Source organism: Microbulbifer sp. SH-1 (genome assembly GCF_011326135.1).
Classification (GTDB): Bacteria; Pseudomonadota; Gammaproteobacteria; order Pseudomonadales; family Cellvibrionaceae; genus Microbulbifer; species Microbulbifer harenosus.
The window spans coordinates 1,432,698-1,456,739 of sequence record NZ_CP046948.1; the positions used below are offsets into that span (position 1 = coordinate 1,432,698).

Annotated in this window: 18 protein-coding genes and 1 tRNA gene; 4 read left to right on the plus strand and 15 right to left on the minus strand. The window is 56.5% G+C overall.

The features are described from left to right. Window positions 1-2: 2 nt before the first annotated feature. Together rnhA and GNX18_RS06315 are read right to left on the minus strand one after the other, a co-directional pair. Complete coding sequence (rnhA, locus tag GNX18_RS06310; protein ID WP_220446105.1) at window positions 3-440, minus strand: ribonuclease HI; 438 nt, start codon at window positions 438-440, stop codon at window positions 3-5. A gap of 86 nt (window positions 441-526) precedes the next feature. Continuing rightward, on the minus strand, window positions 527-1,249 hold the full coding sequence (locus tag GNX18_RS06315) for a class I SAM-dependent methyltransferase (RefSeq protein ID WP_240914263.1): 723 nt from the start codon (window positions 1,247-1,249) through the stop codon (window positions 527-529). 282 nt (window positions 1,250-1,531) lie between these two features. Between GNX18_RS06315 and gloB the strand changes: the two genes are divergently transcribed. Next, on the plus strand, window positions 1,532-2,290 hold the full coding sequence (gene gloB / locus GNX18_RS06320) for a hydroxyacylglutathione hydrolase (protein WP_166216261.1): 759 nt from the start codon (window positions 1,532-1,534) through the stop codon (window positions 2,288-2,290). A gap of 155 nt (window positions 2,291-2,445) precedes the next feature. Further along, on the plus strand, window positions 2,446-4,023 hold the full coding sequence (locus GNX18_RS06325; protein WP_138234749.1) for a LysM peptidoglycan-binding domain-containing protein: 1,578 nt from the start codon (window positions 2,446-2,448) through the stop codon (window positions 4,021-4,023). Between the two features lie 91 nt (window positions 4,024-4,114). Here GNX18_RS06325 and GNX18_RS06330 read toward each other — a convergent pair whose 3' ends face one another. The 10 genes from GNX18_RS06330 to GNX18_RS06375 form a co-directional block, all read right to left on the minus strand. After that, window positions 4,115-6,004 carry a SurA N-terminal domain-containing protein gene (locus GNX18_RS06330; protein ID WP_166216263.1) on the minus strand — a complete coding sequence of 630 codons (1,890 nt, stop codon included), beginning with the start codon at window positions 6,002-6,004 and terminating at the stop codon, window positions 4,115-4,117. 222 nt (window positions 6,005-6,226) lie between these two features. Beyond that, window positions 6,227-6,499, minus strand: a complete 273-nt coding sequence (locus tag GNX18_RS06335; RefSeq protein WP_105104404.1) for an HU family DNA-binding protein — start codon at window positions 6,497-6,499, stop codon at window positions 6,227-6,229. Between the two features lie 507 nt (window positions 6,500-7,006). Then, window positions 7,007-9,412: an endopeptidase La gene (lon, locus tag GNX18_RS06340; RefSeq protein ID WP_138234751.1), complete on the minus strand. Its 2,406-nt coding sequence runs from the start codon at window positions 9,410-9,412 to the stop codon at window positions 7,007-7,009. A gap of 343 nt (window positions 9,413-9,755) precedes the next feature. After that, on the minus strand, window positions 9,756-11,039 hold the full coding sequence (gene clpX / locus GNX18_RS06345) for an ATP-dependent Clp protease ATP-binding subunit ClpX (RefSeq protein ID WP_166216265.1): 1,284 nt from the start codon (window positions 11,037-11,039) through the stop codon (window positions 9,756-9,758). Window positions 11,040-11,263: 224 nt separating this feature from the next. Beyond that, window positions 11,264-11,908 carry an ATP-dependent Clp endopeptidase proteolytic subunit ClpP gene (gene clpP, locus GNX18_RS06350; protein WP_166216268.1) on the minus strand — a complete coding sequence of 215 codons (645 nt, stop codon included), beginning with the start codon at window positions 11,906-11,908 and terminating at the stop codon, window positions 11,264-11,266. A gap of 283 nt (window positions 11,909-12,191) precedes the next feature. Then, window positions 12,192-13,505 (minus strand): trigger factor, encoded by a 1,314-nt coding sequence (tig, locus tag GNX18_RS06355; RefSeq protein WP_166216270.1) that lies wholly within the window; start codon window positions 13,503-13,505, stop codon window positions 12,192-12,194. Between the two features lie 175 nt (window positions 13,506-13,680). After that, a tRNA-Leu gene (locus tag GNX18_RS06360) sits at window positions 13,681-13,765 on the minus strand. A 268-nt stretch (window positions 13,766-14,033) separates the two neighbouring features. Next, window positions 14,034-15,209, minus strand: coding sequence for an acetyl-CoA C-acyltransferase FadA (gene fadA, locus GNX18_RS06365; protein ID WP_138234754.1), 1,176 nt, complete (start codon window positions 15,207-15,209; stop codon window positions 14,034-14,036). Window positions 15,210-15,220: 11 nt separating this feature from the next. Then, window positions 15,221-17,377 (minus strand): fatty acid oxidation complex subunit alpha FadB, encoded by a 2,157-nt coding sequence (fadB, locus tag GNX18_RS06370; protein WP_166216272.1) that lies wholly within the window; start codon window positions 17,375-17,377, stop codon window positions 15,221-15,223. 401 nt (window positions 17,378-17,778) lie between these two features. Further along, entirely contained in the window at window positions 17,779-19,638 is a 1,860-nt protein-coding gene (locus GNX18_RS06375) for a beta-ketoacyl synthase (RefSeq protein ID WP_166216274.1), read from the minus strand. A 212-nt stretch (window positions 19,639-19,850) separates the two neighbouring features. On the opposite strand from GNX18_RS06375, the gene GNX18_RS06380 reads away from it, so the two are divergent. Further along, the gene (locus tag GNX18_RS06380; RefSeq protein WP_166216277.1) at window positions 19,851-20,837 is read left to right on the plus strand and encodes a GlxA family transcriptional regulator; all 987 of its coding nucleotides are present in this window, start codon (window positions 19,851-19,853) and stop codon (window positions 20,835-20,837) included. A gap of 30 nt (window positions 20,838-20,867) precedes the next feature. Here the strand turns inward: GNX18_RS06380 and GNX18_RS06385 are convergent, their stop codons facing one another. Together GNX18_RS06385 and GNX18_RS06390 are read right to left on the minus strand one after the other, a co-directional pair. Continuing rightward, window positions 20,868-21,533, minus strand: coding sequence for a class I SAM-dependent methyltransferase (locus tag GNX18_RS06385; protein WP_166216280.1), 666 nt, complete (start codon window positions 21,531-21,533; stop codon window positions 20,868-20,870). An 11-nt stretch (window positions 21,534-21,544) separates the two neighbouring features. Further along, the gene (locus tag GNX18_RS06390; RefSeq protein ID WP_138234759.1) at window positions 21,545-22,054 is read right to left on the minus strand and encodes an Hsp20 family protein; all 510 of its coding nucleotides are present in this window, start codon (window positions 22,052-22,054) and stop codon (window positions 21,545-21,547) included. 243 nt (window positions 22,055-22,297) lie between these two features. Between GNX18_RS06390 and thpR the strand changes: the two genes are divergently transcribed. After that, window positions 22,298-22,921, plus strand: coding sequence for an RNA 2',3'-cyclic phosphodiesterase (gene thpR, locus GNX18_RS06395; RefSeq protein ID WP_166216283.1), 624 nt, complete (start codon window positions 22,298-22,300; stop codon window positions 22,919-22,921). A gap of 68 nt (window positions 22,922-22,989) precedes the next feature. Here thpR and GNX18_RS06400 read toward each other — a convergent pair whose 3' ends face one another. Continuing rightward, on the minus strand, window positions 22,990-24,042 hold the full coding sequence (locus tag GNX18_RS06400; RefSeq protein WP_166216286.1) for a hypothetical protein: 1,053 nt from the start codon (window positions 24,040-24,042) through the stop codon (window positions 22,990-22,992).

Below are 24,042 nucleotides of genomic sequence, written 5' to 3' on the forward strand. Positions count from 1 at the left end.
GTCTATTCCCCCAACTGATCGATTCCGCGGTTCGCGAGAGCGTCCGCGCGTTCATTCCCCGGGTCTCCGGAATGCCCCTTGACCCAGTGCCAGCGCACGTCATGATGCGCTATCGCCGCGTCCAACTCCTGCCAGAGATCGGCATTTTTTACCGGTGTTTTATTTGCAGTTTTCCAGCCATTCCGCTTCCAGTTGTTGATCCAGCCAGTAATACCTTGACGTACATACTGGGAGTCCGTGTGCAGGTCCACTTCACAACGTTGGTTGAGAGCAGTCAGCGCTTTGATTGCCGCCATCAGCTCCATTCGGTTGTTGGTGGTAAGTGACTCTCCGCCACACAGTTCTTTTTCGGCATTGCCGCTCATGAGCAGTGCACCCCACCCTCCCGGGCCGGGATTTCCACGGCAGGCGCCATCGGTATAAATAGTTACTTGTTTCAAACCGGGCTCTTTTTGTTCGATTCGTTGTCCGACCATTGTTCGAACGGGAATTCAGGAAAGCGTTTTGCGTAAACGGCAACGGCCATTTACCGCTTCTGATGACGATCTCTGGCGGCAACCCGCGGGCTGCTGGGCACGGCCCGCAAGGCAGGCTTTTTCTCTCCGCGCCAGTTGATCTTGATGGTGCGCATCCGGGCGACTTCTTTGCGCGCGACTATGATGTAAAACCCTCCCCAGGGCAAGTGGCAACGGCTCCCCATTCGCTCCATCCACGCCGTTCTGGCCAGTAGATCCGCCTGCTGCAGCGGCAGGCGAAAGAAACCGCGCTCCACCGGACCAGCCTGCAGATCCAACAGGTTCATCCAGTCTTCAACCCTTGCAGCTCGCAACTGGTTGCCTCGCTGATAGGGGCTGGAAGAGCGGAATACCCGCGCAAGCCCCAGCAAAGAAAAGGGATTAAAGCCAATCAACACCATGTGACCACCGGGTATCATCACCCGCGCTGCTTCCCTGAGTACCTGGTGGGGATGAGGCGAAAAGTCCAGCAAATGGTGCAGGACCACCACGTCGATTGATTCCGAAGGGAGCGGCAGCTGCTCAAATTCCGCCAACGCCGCGCCACCGCCATCCACACAGGGACTGAGGCGAAAACGGTGATTAATTCGACTACATACGGCGAAATCCACCTGCCGGGCGACACTCGCCTGCATCAGGTGATACCCGAACAGCCCCTCAATTAACGGCTGCGCCAGTGCCAACTGCTGGGTGAGGATTTCACGCCCCAGACCCGACTGAAACCAATCACTCAAACCAGAGCATGACTCCGCCAGCGGCGGCAGCTGATTTTCCCTGCGTGAAAACAGGGATTTTCGATCCGAACGCCACCCCATCTGCCACTCCTTAACGGTTGGATAACTATCGGCTCTTGACACTATGCTCACTTGGCGGGCCACACTAACTCTGCGGGTGATACCCCACGAACCTCCAGTCGGCCCGAGCCGGGTGACTTATGTTAACGTTGCGATAACGACCAGCAAGCGCCAACAGACAGAACCTTTACAGAAACACATCTAGGTTAGCGGGGACCGCCAATGATCACAATCCGCCCGATTCCGGCCTTCAGCGACAACTATATCTGGCATCTTCAACACAAAGATGAACACTGGGTAGTCGACCCCGGGGATGCCGATCCGGTTATGCGGGCCCTTGGGCGCAACCAGCTTACCGGCATTCTGCTTACCCACCACCACTTCGACCATACCGGTGGCGTGCCGGCTTTGAAGCAGACCTATGAATGCCCAGTCTACGGACCGGCTTCCATAGAGCTAGTCACCCACCCGCTGGCGGAGGGCGACCAGTTTTCCGTGCTGGGCGGCCAATGGGAGGTGCTGTCGGTGCCCGGACACACTCTCGACCACATAGCGTTGATACTGCACGCCGACGGTGCTCACCACCTGTTCTGTGGCGACACCCTGTTCGCAGCGGGTTGTGGCCGGCTGTTTGAAGGCACCCCGGAGCAAATGTTCCGGTCGCTCTCCCGGCTGGCCGACCTCCCCAGCGACACGCTGGTCTATTGCGCACACGAATACACCCTATCCAACCTGAAGTTCGCGCTGACCGCAGAGCCCGGCAACCCGGATATTGAGGCTCGCATGGCTTCAGCCAGCCGGACGCGCGCGGAACATTGCCCCACCCTTCCCTCCACTATTGGTATCGAGCTCGCCACCAACCCTTTTCTGCGCACTCAATCACCAGTAATCCAGGCCCAGACCCGCGCCAGGGCAGACTCAGAGGGAGACTCTCCTGTTGAAATTTTCGCCACCCTGCGCCGTTGGAAGGACGTTTTTTGAGCAAGCTTCATTGACCGGAACCAAAGACTCTCTTTAGAATCAGACCATTACAAATTAAAGCTCAAGCGTATTACTCAATAATAGAGGCGACAGGCGTCCGCACGGGCACCGCCAGACGCAGAGCAGCACGATAACGACAAACTGCGGACACCAAAATGGTTTATAAGAAATTGGCCGCTGCGATACTCGCAGCGACTGTGGGGGCCTGCGCGCAAATTGATTCCGCGCCACAATCTGCAGATACCGCATTACATAGCGAAACTGACAGCGGCAACACCGAAACCGCAGCAGTGAGCAGCATCCGCCAGAACATACTGGACGACACAGAAGCCGCGCTTCCGCCGACAGATATATGGCAGCGACTACGTCAGGGCTTCTCTCTGGATCGCGAACTGCAGCGCCCCAAGGTCCGTGAATACGTCAACTACTTTTCTACCAATCAGGGCTATATGGCCCGTGTTACCGAGCGCTCTCGTCGCTACATTTTCCATGTGGCGGAACAACTGGAGCAGGCAAACATTCCCATGGAATTCGCTCTGCTGCCCATCGTAGAGAGCGCATATGACCCATTCGCCTACTCCCACGCCCAGGCCTCAGGTATGTGGCAGTTCATCCCCGCAACCGGCCGTTCGTTTGGCCTGCACCAGAATTGGTGGTACGACGGACGCCGGGATGTCGTTGAGTCCACGCGTGCCGCCTCGGAGTACTTCAACTACCTGGCGGCAAAGTTCGATGGCGACTGGCTACTGGTACTCGCAGCCTACAATGCCGGTGAGGGCACTGTAAGAAGGGCAATCGAGCGCAACCGCCGCAGCGGCAAGGGCACCAGCTTCTGGGACCTGAAATTACCACGTGAAACACGCAGCTACGTCCCCCAACTGCTGGCCCTTGCCGAAATCGTCACCTACCCGGAACGCTATCAGGTGCCGCTGCACAATGTCGGGAACGACCCCTACTACACCGCCGTCAATGTCGGCAGCCAGATCGACCTGGCCCAGGCAGCAGAACTGGCCGGTGTGGAAATTGAAGAGCTGTACCTATTGAATCCAGGCTACAACCGCTGGGCAACCGACCCCAATGGAAATCATCGCCTCCTGATTCCCAGTGACAAAGCAACGCGCTTCCTCGCAGAACTGGACAAACTACCCACCGACCAACGGGTTACCTGGCAACGCTACAAAGTGGCGCGCGGAGATTCACTTTCCGTCATCGCTCGTCGTTACGAAACCACCGTCGCTGCGATACAGCAGACCAATAAGCTGCGCAATAGTGGTATCCGCGCGGGGCAGACCCTGCTGATTCCCAGCGCATCTGGTCCGAGCGCGCAGTACGCCTACTCCATTGACCAACGGGTACAGCGTCGCCAGTCTGCCGGAAGCGGTCAGAAATCCAGCTACACCGTACGCCCTGGTGATACTCTTTGGGGCATCGCCCGCTCCATGAACGTCAAGGTAAGGGAACTGGCAAGCTGGAACAACATGGCCCCCGGAGATACCCTCCGCCCAGGACAGACTCTTGTCGCCTATAGCGATAGCGGCAGCAGCAACTCGCAAAACCGCACCACCCGCAAGCTATCCTACCGGGTGCGCAGCGGCGACTCCCTCTACCGTATCGCGCGCAAGTACAGTATCGACATCGGCGATATATTGCGCTGGAACAAACTTAGTAGGGGCAGCTATCTACAACCCGGACAGCGCCTGACACTGTTCGTCGATAGCGCATCCAGTGGCTGATGAAATGAAGGCATAAAAAAACCGGCGCATCGCCGGTTTTTTTATGCCTTGGGTACAGGGGTGTTCACCACCCCTGCATCGGCTGCATCAGTTATTCGCCGCTGGCAATTTCAATCTTCGCCTTACCGGCGAGGAATTGCTGTACGGCCGCCAGTTCGGCATTTCCCTGCATTGAGGCAAGTTGCTGCATCAGTGCATCCCGCTGCTCCTTGCTCTGACGGGAAAGGTCGCCCGGGCGCACTGCGCGCAATTGCGCTACGACCACGTCACCACTCGCCAGTTTGAAATGTTCTAGCGTCTTGGCGCCGGGCTTGGGCGCCTCCATACCGAATACGCGGTCGATTACTTCACCGCGCGCACCGAAGCCGCCGCGGCGAGTGTTGTCGCTGGCTTCCAGCGTCAGGCCCTCTGTATTGGAGACATCAGCCAGCGCCTCACCGGAGCGGACCTTCTGCTCAATAGCCTCGGCCTTACTCGCCAGCTGTTCACTTGCCTTTTCACGCTTCAGAAGGCTGGCAATTTCCGCCTTTACCTCTTCCAGCGGCTTCACGCCGGCAGCCTTGTGCTCAACGACCTTAAGCACCACCGAGTGGTTGTCGCTCAGATTGAGCACATCGGAGGTGTTGCCATCTTCCATCACTTCCTGAGAAAAAGCGGCAGCTATCACTTTGTCGTCAGCGGCAATTCCAGGCCCACCCTGGCGGGAGAACAATGGAGATTTCTGCACGGAAACACCGAGTGCATCTGCCGGTTCAGATAGAGAAGCGGCATTATAGGCGAGATCCCCAAGGCGACTTACGGCATCGACAAATTCGCGCTCCGCTTCCGCATTGCGCAGGCGTGCGGAAATCGCGGCCTTACGCTCCTCGAACGTGGGCGGTTCCGCATCCGCGACTTCAAGCAATTTTATAAAGTGCGTGCCATTATCCGTTTTCACCGGGCCGGAAACCTGACCCACGTCCAGATTCGCCAGTGCCTCTTCAAAGGATTCAGGGAACACGTCTCCACTGGTGAAACCGACATCACCACCCTCTTCCCGGGAAATGATGTCATCGGAGTACTCTTTTGCCAGCGCGGCGAAATCGCCACTCTCATCAAGTTTGCTCTGAATTTCTGCCACTTTTTTCTGCGCGGCTTCGTCATCACCTTCAATGAGGATGTGAGCGGCATGACGGCGAATGTTCGCCTGGAAGTTCTTCACCTCCTGATCATACTGGGCGCGAATGTCTTCTTCAGAAATATCGATGTTGCCGGCAAACTGCTCAGGAGTCAGCTCGATGTACTCAATGGCCACCTGTTCAGGACGCAGGAAGTCCTGCTGGTGGGCCTCGTAGTACGACTGAATCTCGTCATCGGCAATCTGGATAGTTTCAAGCAACGGCGCCGCGGAGAGAGTTACATAGTCAAAATCCCGCTCCTCCATGGACACAGCAACGACCTTTTCCGCCCCGGCACGGGTTGCGAAGGCGCTGTCTGAGACGCTGCCCGCAAACTGCTGCATGACCATTTCCTGCTCCAGCAGCTGACGGAAACCGACAGGGCTATATCCCATGCGACGCAACCCATCGCGGAACATCTGCTGGTCAAACTGGCCATTGATCTGGAAACCTGGCATCTGCACGATTTCTTTATCAACCGCGGCGGTACTCATTACCATGCCACTTTTCTGGGCCGCCTGACGCATAACGGCTGAGTTAACCAGCTGCTGCAGTACAGGGCCACGAAGTTGCTCATCGCTCAACAGATCAGCAGGCACATTTTCACCATACTGGCTCTCGATCATGCTGCGGCGATTCTGGATTGCTCTTTGAAGATCCAGATTGGAAATTTTCTCACCGTTTACTTCGGCCGCCTTGTTGGCCGAGTCCCCACTGGCACCGGTGAAAAAATCAATTCCACCAATCACCATAATGAATCCGAAAAACGCTGCAACAATGATGGCAGCTGTTCCTTTCAGGTTGTCACGCATGGACTGAAGCATATTCAGCTCCGAAATTAACTCTTATCTGTACACAATTGGATCACTGTTTATTGTTATTTCAGCTGAGCAACCTGCGGCCAAATGGACACACTCAAGTGGTTGTCATCCTCGCTGAACCCGGCCCAAATCCGTAGATCCAAATGAAAAATCTAGTGGCTCAGAAACAAAAAAGGCGCATCCAACTGATACGCCCCTTTGAAGCATTGCGCGCTACAAAGCCTCTTATTGCACCGCGTCTTTCAAAGCTTTGCCAGCTTTGAAGTTCGGAATTTTTGCCGCGGCGATTTCGATAGGATCGCCAGTACGCGGGTTGCGACCAGTACGCGCCGCACGCTCTTTCACAGCAAAAGTGCCAAAGCCAACCAGGGCCACCTGATCGCCTTTTTTCAGTGCGTCGGTAATGCTTTCTACCATGGCGTCCAGAGCGCGGCCAGCAGCTGCCTTAGGAATGTCGGCAGATGCGGCAATGGCTTCAATCAGTTCGGACTTATTCACGCTATATCCCTCTGTTCTTTTCTGGGTCTAGGTTTAGGTTTCTAGGTGTGTATGTTGGGTTCGTCGCTGCCTCAGGCTGGTGAGGCGCATTCATGCGTTTTCGCATTCGAATTTTAATCGCCTGCGGCTCCCCCGCAGCGCAACAAGCCACGTTTTATACCAACTGCCTGTTGGTGGGTCAAGGAACCACGCGGCTTTGCGGGGAGTTGGACACTTTTAACTCTCGCCTGTTCAGGCAATGCCCTTCGAGTTCATTTTTTAGCCTGCACTCGCGCAGGGTGCGTACTCTACGCGACTTCTATCTCCCTGTTCAATGGTTTTTTATTCGATGCACAAATAAAAGCGTTACGCCAGATACGCAGGTTGGAATTCGTGGAATTCCCTGCTCTATTTAGCCGGTATGGCGGTCAGGGAAAGTACAAAAGCTCAAAAAACACCCACAAAAAGAGGGCTCGAAAGCCCTCCTGTTTTCCCGAAGCTATTCGCACAAGTTCGGTTATTTCTCGATCAGTGTGTCTGCATGGAGCGCTGCGAACGCTCTTCCGCCTGCTTCTGCAGTGCAGAGTATTCCTCATCACTCATCGGGCTCGGCATTTTTTCCAGCGCGTATTCAAATACCTGGTCAATCCACTTAACCGGTTTGATCACGAGATCCTGCTGGATATTATCCGGAATATCCTTCAGGTCGCGCTCGTTGTCAGCAGGAATCAGGACCGTCTTGATACCGCCGCGATGAGCGGCCAGCAATTTTTCTTTAAGACCACCGATTCGCAGCACCTCACCACGCAAGGTGATCTCGCCAGTCATCGCCACATCTGCGCGCACCGGGATGTTGGTTAACACGGATGCGAGTACCGTACACATGGCAATACCCGCAGACGGACCATCTTTAGGCGTCGCCCCTTCAGGCACATGTATATGGACATCCCGGGTCTCATGAAAATCCGGAGCAACACCCAGAGCCTGGGCCCGCGCGCGCACTACTGTCAACGCCGCCTGAATAGACTCCTGCATAACGTCGCCGAGAGAACCAGTCTTGATCACTCGCCCCTTACCGGCAACGGCAGAAGCCTCAATCGTGAGCAGCTCGCCACCCACTTCGGTCCAGGCGAGTCCGGTCACCTGGCCGATCTTGTTTTCCTCTTCAGCGCGCCCGTAGTCAAACTTGCGGACACCGAGTAATTCTTCCAGATGCTCCGACTTAACGATTACCTTGCTGGACGCACCTTTGCGCACATGCTCGGTAACCACCTTGCGACAAATTTTTGCCATTTCCCGGTCGAGGCCACGCACGCCCGCCTCACGGGTATAATAGCGGACGACATCACGGATGGCTTCATCGGTTACGTCGAGCTCTTCTTGCTTGAGACCAGCCGCATTGCGCTGTTTCGGAATCAGATAGCGCTGGGCGATGTTCAGTTTTTCATCTTCGGTGTAGCCAGGAATTCGGATGACTTCCATCCGGTCCAGCAATGGCCCCGGAATGTTCATGGAATTGGATGTGCACACAAACATCACATCGGACAGGTCATAGTCGACCTCAAGATAGTGATCATTAAACGACTTGTTCTGCTCCGGGTCGAGCACCTCGAGCAGTGCAGAAGCCGGATCGCCGCGGTGATCCATGCCCATTTTGTCGACTTCATCCAACAAAAACAGAGGGTTCTTTACACCCACCTTCGCAATCTTCTGGATCAGTTTCCCCGGCAGAGAGCCAATATAGGTGCGGCGATGGCCGCGGATCTCTGCTTCGTCGCGCACGCCACCAAGCGCCATACGCACATATTTACGATTGGTTGCGCGGGCAATGGATTCACCGAGGGAAGTTTTACCCACACCGGGAGGACCTACCAGACAAAGAATTGGTCCCTTGACCTTCTTGACGCGCTTCTGAACCGCGAGGTATTCAAGAATTCGCTCTTTCACTTCCTCCAGTCCGTAGTGATCCTTATTCAGAATCTCTTCCGCCTTTATCAGGTCATGGCGCACGCGACTGGCTTTTTTCCAGGGTACACTGAGCATCCAGTCGATGTAGCTGCGCAGCACCGAGGCTTCTGCAGACATCGGCGACATCATTTTCAGCTTGCCTAACTCAGCGCGCGTTTTTTTCTCCGCCTCAGCAGACATTCCGGAATCGGCAATTTTCCGTTCCAGCTCTTCGACCTCGTTGGGCTCTTCGGTAATTTCGCCCAACTCTTTCTGAATCGCCTTCATTTGCTCGTTCAGGTAATACTCGCGCTGGCTCTTCTCCATCTGCTTTTTCACCCGGCCACGGATGCGTTTCTCGACCTGAATCAGGTCGATCTCCGAGTCCATCAGACCGAGCAGGTGTTCGAGACGCTCCTTGACACTGATGGTTTCCAGCAGCTCCTGCTTCTGGGGCAGATCCAGCGACATGTGCGCCGCAATCGTATCCGCAAGACGCCCCGGTTCATCAATACCAGACAGGGAGGTCATTACTTCATTGGGCACTTTTTTGCTGACCGTCACGTATTGCTCGAACTGTGACATGGCGGAACGCACCAGTGCTTCGGCTTCGGCTTCCGGCAAATCCTCAGATTCTAGCGGCGAAACCGTCGCGCGATAGTGGCCATCGCCCTCGGTAATTTCTTCCACTTTGACCCGGTGCCCGCCTTCAACCAGCACCTTAACCGTTCCATCGGGGAGCTTCAGCAATTGCAGCACGCTGGCAACGGTTCCCACTCGGTACACATCGTCGGCGCCTGGGTCATCTTCCGATGCCTGTCGCTGTGCCACCAGTAACACCTGTTTGTCACTGCGCATGGCCTGTTCCAGCGCATCAATGGACTTCTCCCGGCCCACAAACAACGGGATCACCATATGGGGGTAAACCACAACGTCGCGAAGCGGTAACAGGGGGTATTCGTTCAAGTTCTCGGATGGCTGGTCCATATAACTCCTCTCGGCCTGGGGATGGCGGCTAACCACCCCAATTTGGCGACTTATCCATCACCGGGCATATGTCTGAGGGTCCCGGTTGAGCGCCAGTCTGCAACCTTAGTTGGGGCTCCCCCCAGAATAACAAGGCCAGCGGGACCCTCGCAGTAAAATAAGTTTAATTCACCGCAACCGGTAGCGTTCTGCGGAGCCGTGATGCTCCACTTCCGCGCGATTTCAATCCACATAAAGGATCTCTGCCGCAAAGATAGTACCTCATCACGATTGGGCGGATCTCAGACACAAAAAAAGCCCCAAATTGGGGCTTTCATAGGAAGACAATGAGACTTCCGGCGACTCACTCCTCTGGCGCAGCTTTCTGGGCTTCGGCCTGCTGATACACCAGAAGCGGTGTGGACTCGCCTTTGATGACAGCTTCATCAATGACCACTTTAGCCACGTTATCCATAGACGGAATGTCGTACATGGTCTCCAGCAGCACAGACTCCATTATCGAACGCAGCCCGCGGGCGCCGGTCTTGCGCTCCATGGCTTTAGCGGCCACGGCATCCAGCGCATCTGCGCGGAAATCCAGCTCGACGCCTTCCATTTCAAACAGCTTGGCATACTGCTTGGTCAATGCGTTGCGGGGTTCCGTCAGAATCTGCACCAATGCGGCGCGATCCAGCTCCTCCAGGGTAGCAGTCACCGGAAGACGACCAACAAACTCCGGGATCAGACCGTAGCGGACCAGATCTTCCGGCTCCAGATCAAGCAGGATTTCACCGAAATTGCCCTTGCTGTCTTTGGATTTCACTTCCGCGGAGAAACCAATACCACCCTTTTCGGAGCGATCTCGAATCACTTTGTCGAGGCCCGCAAAGGCGCCACCACAGATAAACAGGATGTTCGACGTATCCACCTGCAGGAACTCCTGCTGCGGATGTTTGCGCCCCCCCTGGGGAGGTACGGACGCGACCGTCCCTTCAATCAGTTTCAACAGTGCCTGCTGCACCCCTTCACCGGAAACGTCCCTGGTGATGGAAGGATTGTCCGACTTGCGGGAAATCTTGTCGATTTCGTCGATATAGACAATGCCCTGCTGGGCCTTTTCCACATCGTAATCACACTTCTGCAGCAGTTTCTGGATGATGTTCTCGACATCCTCCCCAACGTAGCCGGCCTCGGTCAGCGTGGTGGCGTCCGCAATGGTAAACGGTACATTCAGCAAGCGCGCCAGCGTTTCCGCCAGCAGCGTCTTACCACTACCCGTTGGGCCAACAAGCAGGATGTTGGACTTGCCCAGCTCAACGTCCTCTTTGCTCTTTGTGCTCTTGGTCGTGCGCAGACGTTTGTAGTGGTTGTATACCGCGACCGCCAGCACCTTCTTGGCGCGGACCTGCCCGATCACATACTGATCGAGGATCTCGGTAATCTCCTGGGGGGTAGGCAGACGCGAATCGTCGCCGTCTACGGCATCCTGTACCTCTTCGCGGATGATATCCGTACAAAGTTCTACACACTCATCGCAAATGTAAACAGATGGACCAGCGATAAGTTTTCGTACTTCCTGTTGGCTTTTGCCACAGAAGGAACAGTAAAGGAGCTTGCCGTTTTCGTCTCCGCTGTTCTTTTCAGTCATCTATGTACTCCGTGGTCAGGGCAGCCAACCGAAATGCGGCGGCAAATAGGGTTGGCAACCAAGATGCGGCCTTTTAGCAGGATTTTCAAGTTTTTTATCCTCTCTCCCTCACCCGACCGAAGGCGTCCGGAGAATATTTTCACTCGCGGCCAAACCGGTAGGACAACACTCCGGTGCCCCACCGGTCTATAGATATTCCGCATCTAATCGGGTGGAGGGATGCGTCACTTGACCGGCAGTTGACGACGGGCAAGCACTTCGTCTACCAGCCCGTACTCTTTAGCTTCATCTGCGCTCATAAAGTGGTCGCGCTCGGTGTCCCGCTCAATATCCGCCACACTGCGCTCCGCATGGTGCGCCATCAGCTCATTCAGACGCTTGCGGATCTTGAGAATTTCCTGGGCATGAATATGAATATCGGATGCCTGCCCCTGTGCGCCACCACTGGGTTGGTGAATCATGACGCGGGAGTTCGGGGTAGCGAAACGCTTGCCCTTGGCACCGGCAGTAAGCAGGAAGGCACCCATGCTGCAGGCCTGGCCGATGCACATGGTGCTGACGTCCGGCTTGATGAATTGCATGGTGTCGTAAATAGACATCCCCGCAGTTACCGAACCACCCGGTGAGTTGATGTACAGATGAATGTCCTTGTCCGGATTTTCCGCTTCCAGGAACAACAGCTGAGCCACCACCAGATTGGCCATATGGTCTTCTACAGGACCCACCAGAAAAATTACCCGCTCTTTCAGGAGGCGGGAATAGATATCGAAAGAGCGCTCACCTCGCGCGGTCTGCTCTACCACAATCGGCACCAGACCACTGGCAGCCATAATGTCACTGGATTTCGCAGGGTAGTCAAAATAAGCCATGGATACGATGCTTCCTTTTTCGGCGTATTAGGCGGGCTAAAAGCGTGCCACTGTAAAAAGACACGACCTTCAGAAAAACGGATCAACCTGAGCTTAACTGCTCAGCGGCGATAAAGCCAGTTGCGATGAAAGACAAAATTAGCGCCTCCAAAGGGCAGCGGAAGCGGCAGGTAACGGGGCAAAAAAACCTGCGAAGCGCCCGGGTATGTTTTGCAACAGCCCAGTGCACGGAAAATATGCAGGAGAAAAAACGGCCACCCTGTGGTGGCCGTTTTCCGCAATCTTATGCCTGCTTCTGCGGCTTGATTACGTCGTCGTAGGTGCTTTCCACTTCGCTGACCTTCGCCTTATCCAGCACAAAATCAACAACCTGATCTTCCAACACCACAGATTCAACACCGGCCAGCAGCTCACGGTTGTTGAAGTAGTAGTCCACCACCTCTTCCGGTTGCTGATAGGTAGATGCCAGTTCTTCCACTTTCGCTTTGACGCGGTCGCTGTCGACGGCAATCTTGTTCTGCTTGACGATCTCGCCCACCACAAGCCCCAAAACCACACGGCGCTTGGCCTGCTCTTCAAACATGGTGTCCGGCAGCATTCTGGCCGCATCTTGCGGATTGATCTGACCACCGAACTGCTGAACCATCTGTCCGCGCAGGGTGTTGACTTCACTTTTCACCAGAGCTGCGGGGATTTCAACCTGATGCTTGCCGAACAGCTGATCCATGACCTGGGTCTTCACCTTGTTCAGGGCCGCATTTTTGAGCTCGCGCTGCATATTGTTGCGCACTTCCTCGCGGAACTTCTCTTCACCACCGGTATCCACACCGTAAGCGGCAAAGAACTCATCATTCAGCTCCGGCAGTTCCGGCTTCTCGGAATTGGTCACCTTGATGGTGAACACAGCATTGGCGCCGCGCAGATTTTCTGCCTGATAGTCTTCCGGGAAAGTGACTTCCACTTCCTTTTCTTCACCGGGCTTCATGCCGATGATGCCATCTTCAAACCCAGGGATCATGCTGCCTGAGCCAAGCACCAGACGCTGACCTTCCGCCTTCCCGCCATCGAATTCTTCGCCGTCTTTGCGGCCAACGAAGTCGATCGTCACGCGGTCGCCTTTCTGGGCTTTGCGCTTGGTTTCTTTCCAGCTGGACTGCTGCTTGCGCAGCACATCAATCATGTTGTCGACGTCTGCGTCGGTCACTTCCGCAACCGGGCGTTCAACAGCCACCTCAGACAGATCCGCCAGCGCCACTTCCGGATAAACCTCGAAAGTCGCTACGTATTCCAGATTTTCGCCCGGGGCAATACTCTTGGCCTCAATGCTGGGCTGCCCCGCAGGTTTTACCTGCTCTTTCTGCACCGCCTCATAAAAAGAGCGGCTCATAACTTCACCCAGGACTTCCTGGCGAACGCCGTCACCAAAACGCTGACGCACAACTTTCAGCGGAACTTTGCCCTTGCGGAAACCGTTGATACGAACGGTTTTGGCTGCTTGCTGAAGGCGTTTGTCCACTTCCTTGTCAACGACCTCTGCCGGCAAGTTGACCGTTAAGCGACGCTCCAGGCCGGAAGTTGTTTCGATGGAAACCTGCATGTTTATCCTCGTGAGACTCTTCTCTTCACAGATGCCGGGCTGAAGGAAACCCATCCCAGCACCGGCGATTAGCGCAGCGCCGACAATCCGGCCGCCAAATACAAACAGCCCGCGCCATCGCCACCTCCCGATCACGGAAGAACAGCGTTTGTGGCACGGACTGATCAAATCTTGTTGGTGGGGACGGGGAGACTTGAACTCCCACACCTTGCGGCACCAGAACCTAAACCTGGCGTGTCTACCAATTCCACCACGTCCCCAACGGTTACCCCGCCGCTAACCTTTTGATTTTGATGGGGTTTTACAAAAAAACCCAACTGGCTTGCAACGAGGGGAGCAGATTGTGCCACAGCGAACACGGGGCTTCAACAGATGCCCGCCGCCAGACACTCATTCAGTCGCATTTGCGACCAAGTCGGAACAAATACGCATCACTGGAACCCGCCAGATGTCCAGCAATACTTGTCACAACCCAAAAACAATCGGGGCGCCGGATGGCGCCCCGATTGTTTAGGTGTCGAGTTAGGATCACACCCTCTCCACTATGGTGGTAATCCCCTGCCCCAGGCCGATACACATGGTCGAAACACCGAGATTGCCGCCCTCGTTTTGCATCACCGACAGCAGCGTGCCGGTAATACGCACTCCGGAACAGCCGAAGGGGTGCCCAAGCGCGATGGCGCCGCCATACAGGTTCACCTTTTCGTCCATGGCATCGAGCAGGCTGAGATCTTTGAGCACCGGCAGTGCCTGTGCGGCAAAGGCCTCGTTCAGCTCCACCTTGTCGATATCCTCAATAGTCAAACCGGCGCGCTTCAGTGCCTTCTTGGTAGAAGGTACAGGGCCATAGCCCATGATAGAGGGATCGACCCCCGCGAGCGTCATCTCGCGCACCTTCGCAATTGGCGTCAACCCCAGAGCCTGAGCACGCTCCGCAGACATCACCAGCATCACGGAAGCACCGTCGGTGATCTGCGAGGAAGTGCCCGCAGTGACCTGGCCGTGCTTGGGATCGAAGGCCGGCTTCAATTGCGCCAGAGCCTCTACCGTGGTTTCCGGGCGGATGGTTTGGTCTTTCTCCACCAGTACCGGCACGCCGTCATCGTCGTGACCTTCAATGGCAATGATTTCGCGGGCGAACTTGCCCTCTTCCGTCGCCTTAGCGGCGCGCTGATGGGAACGCGCACCAAACTCATCCATCTGCTGACGCTGGATACCGTGCATCATTGCCAGATACTCAGCGGTCATCCCCATCGAGCCCGCAGCTTTCGCCATATAACGGCCGAGCATCGGGTTCGGGCTAACGTGTTCCATCATATTGAGGTGGCCCATGTGCTCAACACCACCCACCACATACACGTCGCCCAAACCCGCCTGGATATTGGCGGCCGCGGTGTGCAGGGAGGACATTGAGGAGCCGCACAGTCGGTTGACCGTTTGCGCGGGAACGGTGTGCGGCAGGCCGGCACGCAGCACGATCATGCGCGCCACGTTAAAGCCCTGCTCGTCACGCTGCATGACGCAGCCCCAGATCACGTCGTCGATTTCTTTCGGATCGAGCTTGTCATTGCGCTGCAGGAACTTTCTCAGCAGCTCTGCCGACATGTCGTCGGCACGCACGTTGCGGTATACACCGTTTTTGGATCGACCCATGGCGGTACGCGCATAGTCGACAATTACGGCATCTCTAGGTTTCAGACTCATGGAAACTCTCCTTACTTGTCGCCGTAGTAGGTTTTGCCGTTCGCGGCCATTTCGCGCATACCTTCGGTGGGCTTATACAACTCACCAAGATCGCTGTACTTCTCCGCCATTTTCACGAAGTTATCCAGGCCGATACTGTCGAGCCAAGCAAAAATCCCACCGCGGAAGGGCGGGAAGCCGATACCGTAGATCAGCGCCATATCCGCCTCGGCCGGGGAATCAACGATCCCCTCCTCCAGACAGCGCGCCAACTCGGTGGCCATGGGCACCATCATGCGGGCAACAATCTCGTCATTCTCAAACTCGCGGCGGTCGGCCACGTGCGGCTTGAGCAACTCGTAAGTCTCTTCGGAGGCGACTTTCTTCGGGCGACCTTTTTTGTCCTCTTCGTAAACGTAGAAGCCCTTACCATTTTTCTGGCCGTAGCGGCCGGCTTCGTACATAACATCGGAAGCGGCGGTAAAGGTTTTGCCCATGCGCTCAGGGAAACCTTCGGCCATCACTTTTTCCGCGTGCACACCGGTATCGATACCAACCACATCCATCAGATAAGCCGGGCCCATGGGCCAACCCCAGCGCTCCATTACCTTGTCGACCTGCTGGAAGTCGGCACCGTCGCGCACCAGCATGGCGAAACCGGCGAAATAGGGGAACAACACGCGGTTCACAAGGAATCCGGGGCAATCGCGCACAACGATGGCCTTTTTGCCCATTTTGTTGGCGTAGGCCACGACGCGTGCAATGGCTTTCTCGGAAGTCTTCTCACCGCGAATCACTTCCACCAGTGGCATTTTGTGCACTGGGTTGAAGAAGTGCATACCGAGGAAATTTTCCGGGCGCGACAGCGGTTCCGCCAGGCTGTCGATGGAAATGGTGGAGGTATTCGAGGCGATCACTGTATCTTCCGATACCTTGCCTTCCACCTCCTTGAGCACCGCGTGTTTTACCTTCGGGTTTTCCACCACGGCCTCTACAACCACATCGACATTGTCGAAACCGTCGTAGCTCAGAGTTGGCTCAATACGATTGAGCACTTCACCCATTTCGCTCGCACTCATGCGGCCGCGCTCAACCATTTTGGACAACAGCTTATTGGCCTCTTTCAGACCGAGGTCGATACCGTCCTGGTTGATGTCTTTCATCTTGATGGCGGTGCCCTTGTACGCGGACTGATAGGCGATACCACCACCCATGATGCCCGCGCCCAACACGGCAGCGCGTTCGATTTTCTTGTCGGCTTTCTTTTCCCACTCCTTGGCGACTTTGCCAATTACCTGATCTCTCAGGAACAGGCCCACCAGCGATTTGGCGGTTTCGGTTTGCGCACTGGCAATGAACTGCTGCTGCTCAATCTTGAGCGCCTCATCGCGGTCCAGTTTGTAACCCTGCTCAATGGAAGTTACCGCGTTGACCGGTGAAGGATAGTTGCGGCCCGCCTGCTGCCCCACAAACGCCTTGGTGGTAAAGAAGGCCATCAATGCTTCGGTGTCGTTCAGCGGAATCGGTGATTTTTTGATGTCGCGACGGGCTTTGTAGTCAAGCTCACCGGCAATAGCGCGGCCGAGCAGCTTCAGCGCGGCATCTTTCAGTTTCTCTGTTGGCACCACCGCGTCAACGGCGTGGGCCGCGAGCGCCGCATCCGGACGCTGCTCCTTGCCCGCGGCAATCCACTCGGCAGCAACATCTACGCCGACAACTCGGGGCAGACGCACGGTCCCACCCCAGCCAGGAATCAGGCCGAGCTTCACTTCCGGCAGGCCGACTTTTGCCTGCTCGCCCATCACCCGGAAATCACACCCCAAACATACTTCAAAGCCGCCACCTAACGCGTACCCGTTGATCGCGACTGCGGTCGGGAATGGCAGGTCTTCAAGGCGGTTGATGTTGTCGTTGTTTTTGTTCATCAGCTCGGCGATGCCTTCCGCGCCAGCGGAGAACGCACCACCAAATTCGGTAATATCTGCGCCGACGATGAATACACTTTTGCCACTGGTCAGTAACAGGCCTTTGATATCGCCCGCCTTCTCAATCGCGTCCAGCGCGTCGGAGAACTCCGCCACAGTGAGACGGTTGAACTTGTTGACGGATTCGCCTTCCAGATCGAACTTCAGTTCCGCGATGCCGTTGTCCAGCATCTGCACGGATAGCGCTTTGCCACTAAATAACATTATTGACCTCATTGATTGGTGACCGAAAATTCACCCGGTTGGATGAGCCGGTCCGGGGGTCGGGGTTGTGCACGACTGAATCAAGGCTTACCGCCCATCAAGGATGCGACACAACTGTAACCAGCTGATGACGCGTACCCCAGGATCAGTCAACGCGACCAAGTATAGCCAGTTTCAAACGTCCGTTTGAATACCATTTCCGCCATATCCACTGTCCTGATCAGTGCGCCGAATGTGGCACACCACGATATGCGATCAAAACATGACCAGATCGTCGGAAGAAGAGTCAACGCTGGGGGTTTGCCAGACAAGTGTAGAAAGTCGGGAAGAGCACCGGTAAGAGAAACCGGTAAAATTCCGGACCCGCCGATGGCGAGTCCGGAACGCGAGAAAAATGCGAGTTAGACCATATCCGCGAAAGGGTTCTCTACCGGCAGAGAGACCGCACCCGCAATACCGGGCAGCGTAATAGAGTGGCCATCCACGGAGATGCCCTCCTCGTCCACCAGGCCCTCGCCGAAACGGTAGATTGCATCCAGGTCGCCGCGGCTGGCGCGAGCGTCATAGGCCGCTGCGCGCTCGGCAACTGCTTCGTTACGCTTGCGATATTCCGTAAGCGCTCGGTCACCATGCCGTTTAGCCAGCATTTTCTGTGCGACATGCGGCGCAAGCACGCTTGCGGTCGCATTGTTGCCGCCGAATCCTTTGGAATTCAGGAAGGCGACATCAAGCGACGCCGGATCCCGCTCCACATGAGAAAGCGAAAGGGAGAGGTGCTTGTGATAAACGTCATCTGCCACGCGATCGATGGTGGTGATACCGGGAAGAATCCCGCGCGCGAAAACCCCCAGGCTGGAAATCAGCTGATCACCACTGGCGGCGGCAACGGTGTGACCAACAAACGCCTTCACTGCACATACCGGCCAATTTTCGATACCGAATGCTCCCGCGAGGCGATCAAAGATTGCGGATTCCGTTACCCGGTTCTGCGGCGTACTGGACCCATGCGCCTGTACGAAACTGCGCTGGCGTAAACTCTCCTCCCCCAGAATTGCCCGCACCTCAGACATGGCGCGGGCGACGGTCAGGTAGTTGCCGGGACCCGGCGCGGAAATGGATTTTTTGGGACCATCGGCGTTGACGAAAACATTGGCCACAGCACCGTGAATGGGCGCCCCCAGCTCCAGCGCCAGTTCGTCGTCCATCAGCACCGCCCACTGGCTTCCCTCACCCAACGTAAAGCCACAGTTGTCGCCGAAAGGACGGCTCGCACGGCGGAAGTCTATGTTGTCACCAAAGATCTTTCGCAGTCCGTCCAAATTGGCGAGCGCACCCATGGTGGCGTACCCGTCCACCACTTCAGGCACCAGTGGCGCCTCCGCTGCACCGACCACCGCAACCCGCGCGCGGCCACAGCGAATATCCTCCACCGCGGCGCGAAGATTGTAGAGATAAGTAGCACAGGCGCCCGCCACAGCGCCGGTAGTGCCCACACTACCAAGCACATACGCATTGACAAAGTCAGCCGGCATACTGGTCAACCCCAGCGCCAGCTGCTTCGAACTCACGCGACCTCCACGCAAGCGTGACTGCAAGAGACCCCCATTACCATTGGGGTCGAGCTGGCTCATTGCAGAGCTGGCATAAACAGAAATTTTGTCTGGGCCCGCCTTGGCAGTCACCAGATCCCAGTCGATTCCAAGCGACTGCACGGCATCGGAAGCGCCGAGAATGGCGAGCTGCAGACCGCGCGGATGAAAGCGGGAGTTGTAATGGCCCCCGGGCTCGAACCCGGTGGGCAGCTGGCCGGCGGACGCCACCGCGATTTCCCGATAGCTGTCGAGCATAACGGCAAGCTCCGCGGCGTGAACCCGCACGCGGCCGTTATCCAGCGTTTCTACACGCCACCCCTGCGGCAGTGGTGACGGCAACTGACGGGCGGACATCTCAAAAACGAATCCACCCTCATTGCGCAACTCCGCCGGCTGGTGGAAATGGCAGTGGCGGTAATCGTAAAAGCGCGTTTCCAGCTCGCGTACCAGGGTGCCCTGCAGCACCTGTCTCTCAAGTTCGGTGTCGAGCGCTCCACCCGCGGCATCGCCGGTGCGCAGACCCATCAACGCCGCGAGATCAGACAGGATATCCGTGCGCTCTGCGGCTCCGAGATTGTCGAGCACCATACGCTTGTAGCCGCGGTGAAATGAGCTGCGACCGGCGGGGTTAACCCCCCCAAATGCGGTAATTACGGGTAGGCGCTGCATCCTGACCTCCTGCCTGATTCGTACTAAACAAGCCGAAACTGCCCCGGCAGATTCGATGGTGGGCCAGTTTAGGGGCTGGCGATTCGGCCTCGTTATGGGCATACTGGCCAGCAATTTTGAGCATCTGGCCAATCACCCCTAGGTGATACCACGCGCCGGGCGCCAGTCGCCGATAACCGCAAAGCAGATGGCCCAGCAGCAGAGAGTTACCTATGCCCACCGTCACATTCATGCTTGTCGACCAGATGCTTTCCACCGGCACCATGCTGCCACTGGAGATGTTGCGAGGCGCAGACAGCCGCGCGCGGGTCGAGGGTGAAAAGATCGCCCTGAAACTGGTCACGGCAAGTGTCGACGGCAAACCGGTGAGAACCAGCTCCGGATTTCAACTGACGCCGGATGTTGCGCTGGCCGACGCACCGGATAGCGACATCATTTATCTCCCCGCACTGTGGCGAAACCCGAGGCCAATCCTACGCCGCAGCGGACCTATCATTGCGTGGGTGAAACAGCAGGCGGAACAAGGGGCGGCGATCAGCGCGGTTGGCACCGGTGTATGCTTTCTCGCCGAAGCCGGCCTGCTGAATGGCAAGCCTGCCACTACCCACTGGCACTACTTCGAGCAATTCGCCGCGAGCTACCCCGAGGTCAACCTCAAGCGGCAGTACTTCATTACTCAGGCGGACAGACTGTTCTGTGCCGCCAGTGTCAATGCACTGGCCGATGTAACCGTACATCTGATACGGCAACTCTACGGCCCCGCGATTGCCAGTCATGTGGAGCGTAATTTTTCCCATGAAATCCGCCGACCATTCGAAGAGATCGCCTACTCGGAAGGCGCCGTACACCTGCATCCCGATGAAGATATTGTTCAAGCGCAAACCTGGCTGAAGCAACACTGCAGCGAGGATGTCAAACTGAGCGAAGTGGCAAAAACCTTTGACATGAGCGTGCGCTCCTTCAACCGCCGCTTCAAGCTCGCCACCGGGCAGACTCCGCTGCAGTACCTGCAGAATGTGCGGGTGGATATGGCTCGGGAGCTGCTGCAGTCCACCAACCTCTCTGTCAATGAAATCGCCGAGAAAGTCGGCTATCAGGACATGGGGCACTTTACGGCACTGTTCAAGAAGTTCCTTTCAACAACACCCAGCGAATACCGCACTACCGTGCGCGCGAAGCTTTTCCGGGTAAACACCTGAAGAGTCTGCGCGCGCAGCGCCACACAACCGTCACAGCTTCTTCAGGATAATCACATCTGAACTGCAAATTTCGAGCCCAGCGCGAAAGCGCTGCGCCAGCCAGAGAAAGGTTTCCCGGCTGAAAAAAACGATGTGTGTGGGATCGCGAATATAGTGCCAGTTGGCAAACCGTTCCCGGCTGGCCACCAACTTGGTCATCAGAACCATCAAACCACCGGGTTCAATACGTTGCCACAGGTCCATCAGCACCTTAAGTGGCTCTGCAAGATGCTCCACCACCTCCGTGCTGACAATGAAATCAAACTGACGATGCAGCGCGGTGGTATCCGGTTGATAGAACAGATCGTAGGTCGCCATCCTGTGTCCAGCATGCTCCAGCATCCGCGCCAGCAGTGGCGCAGGCCCACAACCAAAGTCCAGGCCGCTGGCGGTTGCGGGCAATCGCTCCAGCAACGGCTGTGCACAACGACTCAGAAAGCGCTGATAACCCTCATCATGCATGCTGTTTTCGTGGAGGTCGTAGTAGGCTTTTTCCGCCTCAGGAGAGAGATGATATTCCTGCGGAACGAAAACCAGCGCGCACTCAGCGCACTGGTAGTACTCGCGAAACTTGTCGCGATGATAGAAGTGTGCCGCCGGATGGCGGCACAGCGGGCAGGATGGCGCAGATACCGCTCCATCACGATGCAGCGGCATCTCGCTCACACTCAGGCGGCTTGACCACTCGGCGCGTCGCTCCGAGCCGGCGACGCCGCCACATCCACTTGCGTCGCCTTTTCAGACTGCAGCAGATTGCCACTGGATATTTCAATCTTGCGCGGCTTCATAGCCTCGGGAATTTCCCGCACCAGATCCACATGCAACAGGCCGTTGGCCAATTGCGCGCCGGTCACTCGAACGTGATCAGCTATCTGGAAGCGGCGCTCAAAACTGCGCGCGGCTATTCCTCGGTGCAGGAAGTTGCGGCCGGCCTCTTCCGCGGCTTTTTTGCCGCTGACCGTCAGGCGATTCTGCTCCATCTGGACATCCAGCTCGGACTGCTCGAAACCAGCAACCGCCATCGAAATACGGTAGCTATTTTCTCCAGTCAATTCGATATTGTACGGGGGGTAAGCTGGCTGATTCTGCTCCGTTGCCGACATCGAATCCAGCAGGGAAGCCAGTCGATCAAAACCAATGGCGGAACGGTACAGGGGAGAAAGATCTAAATTACGCATTGTCATATCCTCAATTCAGAGCAATATTCAGAGCTGCGGCATAACACACTGTATGCGTGGAGCTCGGTGTTAAAGAGTGCCTGTGTTACTTTTACCAGGTACTCAACCCCACATTTCCCGGCGAAACAGGTATTTAGATACCGGGTCTGGGGTCGCTTCGGGAGGCACCTCTGTCGAGCCTGCCAACCTTACTTTCAGATATGCGGCCACCTATTCCGGCTTCAAGGGCGTGAAAAGAAAAACATGCAGAAAATCCAATCCGAGCACACTGAGGAGAAACGCCCGCCCGGGCGAGATCAGCCGCTGCGGCTGTTTATTGGCGTAGCGCCAGACAGTGCAACGCAACGCTTTCTTGATGCCACCTGCCACCATATCGCGCAACAGGGGCTGCCTCGCGACCACCGCTGGATTTCACACGCCAACCGGCACCTCACCCTGACATTCCTCGGCGACACAGACGCCACGCATCTTAACCTCATCGAAGATCGCTTGCGCAGCATCGCAGCAACATCACCTATCTGCTACGGAGAAATCGTCAGCACCCACCCCTTTCCCAAAAACCGGGCAAAAATGCTCGCGGCGGAACTGCTTCCCAACCCACCGCTGGCAAAACTGCAGCAAAAGTGCAAAGCCCTGATGCGCGCCGTGGGCAAACCGCCCGAGCGCAAAACCTTTCGCCCGCACTTTACGCTGGCAAGAAGCCAGCGGGGATTTGCAGGCCCGCAGCCGGTTACTACGGCATTCACCTGCAGGCTGGACAACCTCACCTTGTACCGCAGCCTGCTCACACCCACGGGTAGCCAGTACGAAGTTCTACTGTCACTTCCCCTGGAAGGCGCACCGGATAGCCAGGGAACGAGCAAATAGCGGAAACAAAAAAGCCCGCTCCGCGGGCTCTTTTGTGCTCAGCTACATCTCAGCCACTTACTGACCGATCAGTCCAGGTGCGACAACACATATTCCGGATACATCACCAGGCGCGGACGTGAAAGCCGACGCGCGTCAAAGATAAATACATAGCGCACGCCTTCATCGTCCGCGGGGATTGTGCGACGGAAGCGCCATGAATTGATTTTATAGGTCTGGCGGCCCGCACTTACCGGTGCTACCAGCCTGTACTGATTCTGCCCCAGGAATTCAAACTCGATTGACTCGCCGCCCGACGGGCGCATCGACAGATTGCGAAACGTCTGCTTGCCGCTGTCATCCTCATCTTCGAGTTCACTCAGGACTTTTTCCAGTCGCTCCTGCTCCCCGCGCACATAGGCCAGCAGCTCAGGGTCAATCTCCGGTTGCTCCGCGGCCGGCGTTTCCACGGTTTCATCAGCCGGTGCCGGCGCTTCGAATTTAGGCTCCGCAACGGTCAGTGAAGCCGCACTGGGCTGTGGAATCTCCGGCTTGCCGATCGGGGCAGCCTGTTCAGCAGCACTGTTGGCAGCAACCGGTTTGGCCTTCGCCCTCTTCTGGGTCTCGGCCTGCACCAGCATCGCCTGCACCAACTTGTCAACCAAGGCCTGCTGACTCGCCAAGCGCGCTTTGTTGTCCGCCACGGACGCCTGCGAGGCTTTCAGTCGGGATTCGAGGTCGCCAAAGGTCGACTGGATAAACTCCACCCGGCGATTGCGACTGTCGACCCCGCGCTCGGCCATGGAATAGGCGTGGCGAGCCTTATTGAGCGCGCGCTCGGTATCACTACTGGGCGCCTGCTTGTGCTCCCGCTCCGCCACTTTGAGTTCTTTCAGGCTCTCCTGGAAATGGGTGCGGGCCTGCTCCAGGGACTCTTGGGCGCGTTTCAGCTTGTAGTCATAGCCGAGCAATTCATTCTCCACGTCCTCCAGCTCAACCAGCCGGTTTTCCAGAGACTGCTCCATTCGCGCAAGCCTGTTCTGCTCAACGGTCAGCGAAGACTCCGCCTGCACTGTCGCACACCAACCAAATACCCCCACTACACCCGCAAAAATCAGCGAGCAACCACGGTTTACCGCCAT

Excerpts from the sequence above, each read along its gene's own strand:
- gloB (WP_166216261.1), top strand. The coding sequence starts at position 1,532 with ATGATCACAATCCGCCCGATTCCGGCCTTCAGCGACAACTATATCTGG.
- GNX18_RS06325 (WP_138234749.1), top strand. The coding sequence starts at position 2,446 with ATGGTTTATAAGAAATTGGCCGCTGCGATACTCGCAGCGACTGTGGGG.
- GNX18_RS06330 (WP_166216263.1), bottom strand. The coding sequence starts at position 6,004 with ATGCTTCAGTCCATGCGTGACAACCTGAAAGGAACAGCTGCCATCATT.
- lon (WP_138234751.1), bottom strand. The coding sequence starts at position 9,412 with ATGGACCAGCCATCCGAGAACTTGAACGAATACCCCCTGTTACCGCTT.
- clpX (WP_166216265.1), bottom strand. The coding sequence starts at position 11,039 with ATGACTGAAAAGAACAGCGGAGACGAAAACGGCAAGCTCCTTTACTGT.
- clpP (WP_166216268.1), bottom strand. The coding sequence starts at position 11,908 with ATGGCTTATTTTGACTACCCTGCGAAATCCAGTGACATTATGGCTGCC.
- tig (WP_166216270.1), bottom strand. The coding sequence starts at position 13,505 with ATGCAGGTTTCCATCGAAACAACTTCCGGCCTGGAGCGTCGCTTAACG.
- fadA (WP_138234754.1), bottom strand. The coding sequence starts at position 15,209 with ATGAGTCTGAAACCTAGAGATGCCGTAATTGTCGACTATGCGCGTACC.
- fadB (WP_166216272.1), bottom strand. The coding sequence starts at position 17,377 with ATGTTATTTAGTGGCAAAGCGCTATCCGTGCAGATGCTGGACAACGGC.
- GNX18_RS06375 (WP_166216274.1), bottom strand. The coding sequence starts at position 19,638 with ATGCAGCGCCTACCCGTAATTACCGCATTTGGGGGGGTTAACCCCGCC.
- GNX18_RS06380 (WP_166216277.1), top strand. The coding sequence starts at position 19,851 with ATGCCCACCGTCACATTCATGCTTGTCGACCAGATGCTTTCCACCGGC.
- GNX18_RS06385 (WP_166216280.1), bottom strand. The coding sequence starts at position 21,533 with ATGCCGCTGCATCGTGATGGAGCGGTATCTGCGCCATCCTGCCCGCTG.
- GNX18_RS06390 (WP_138234759.1), bottom strand. The coding sequence starts at position 22,054 with ATGCGTAATTTAGATCTTTCTCCCCTGTACCGTTCCGCCATTGGTTTT.
- thpR (WP_166216283.1), top strand. The coding sequence starts at position 22,298 with ATGCAGAAAATCCAATCCGAGCACACTGAGGAGAAACGCCCGCCCGGG.
- GNX18_RS06400 (WP_166216286.1), bottom strand. The coding sequence starts at position 24,042 with ATGGCGGTAAACCGTGGTTGCTCGCTGATTTTTGCGGGTGTAGTGGGG.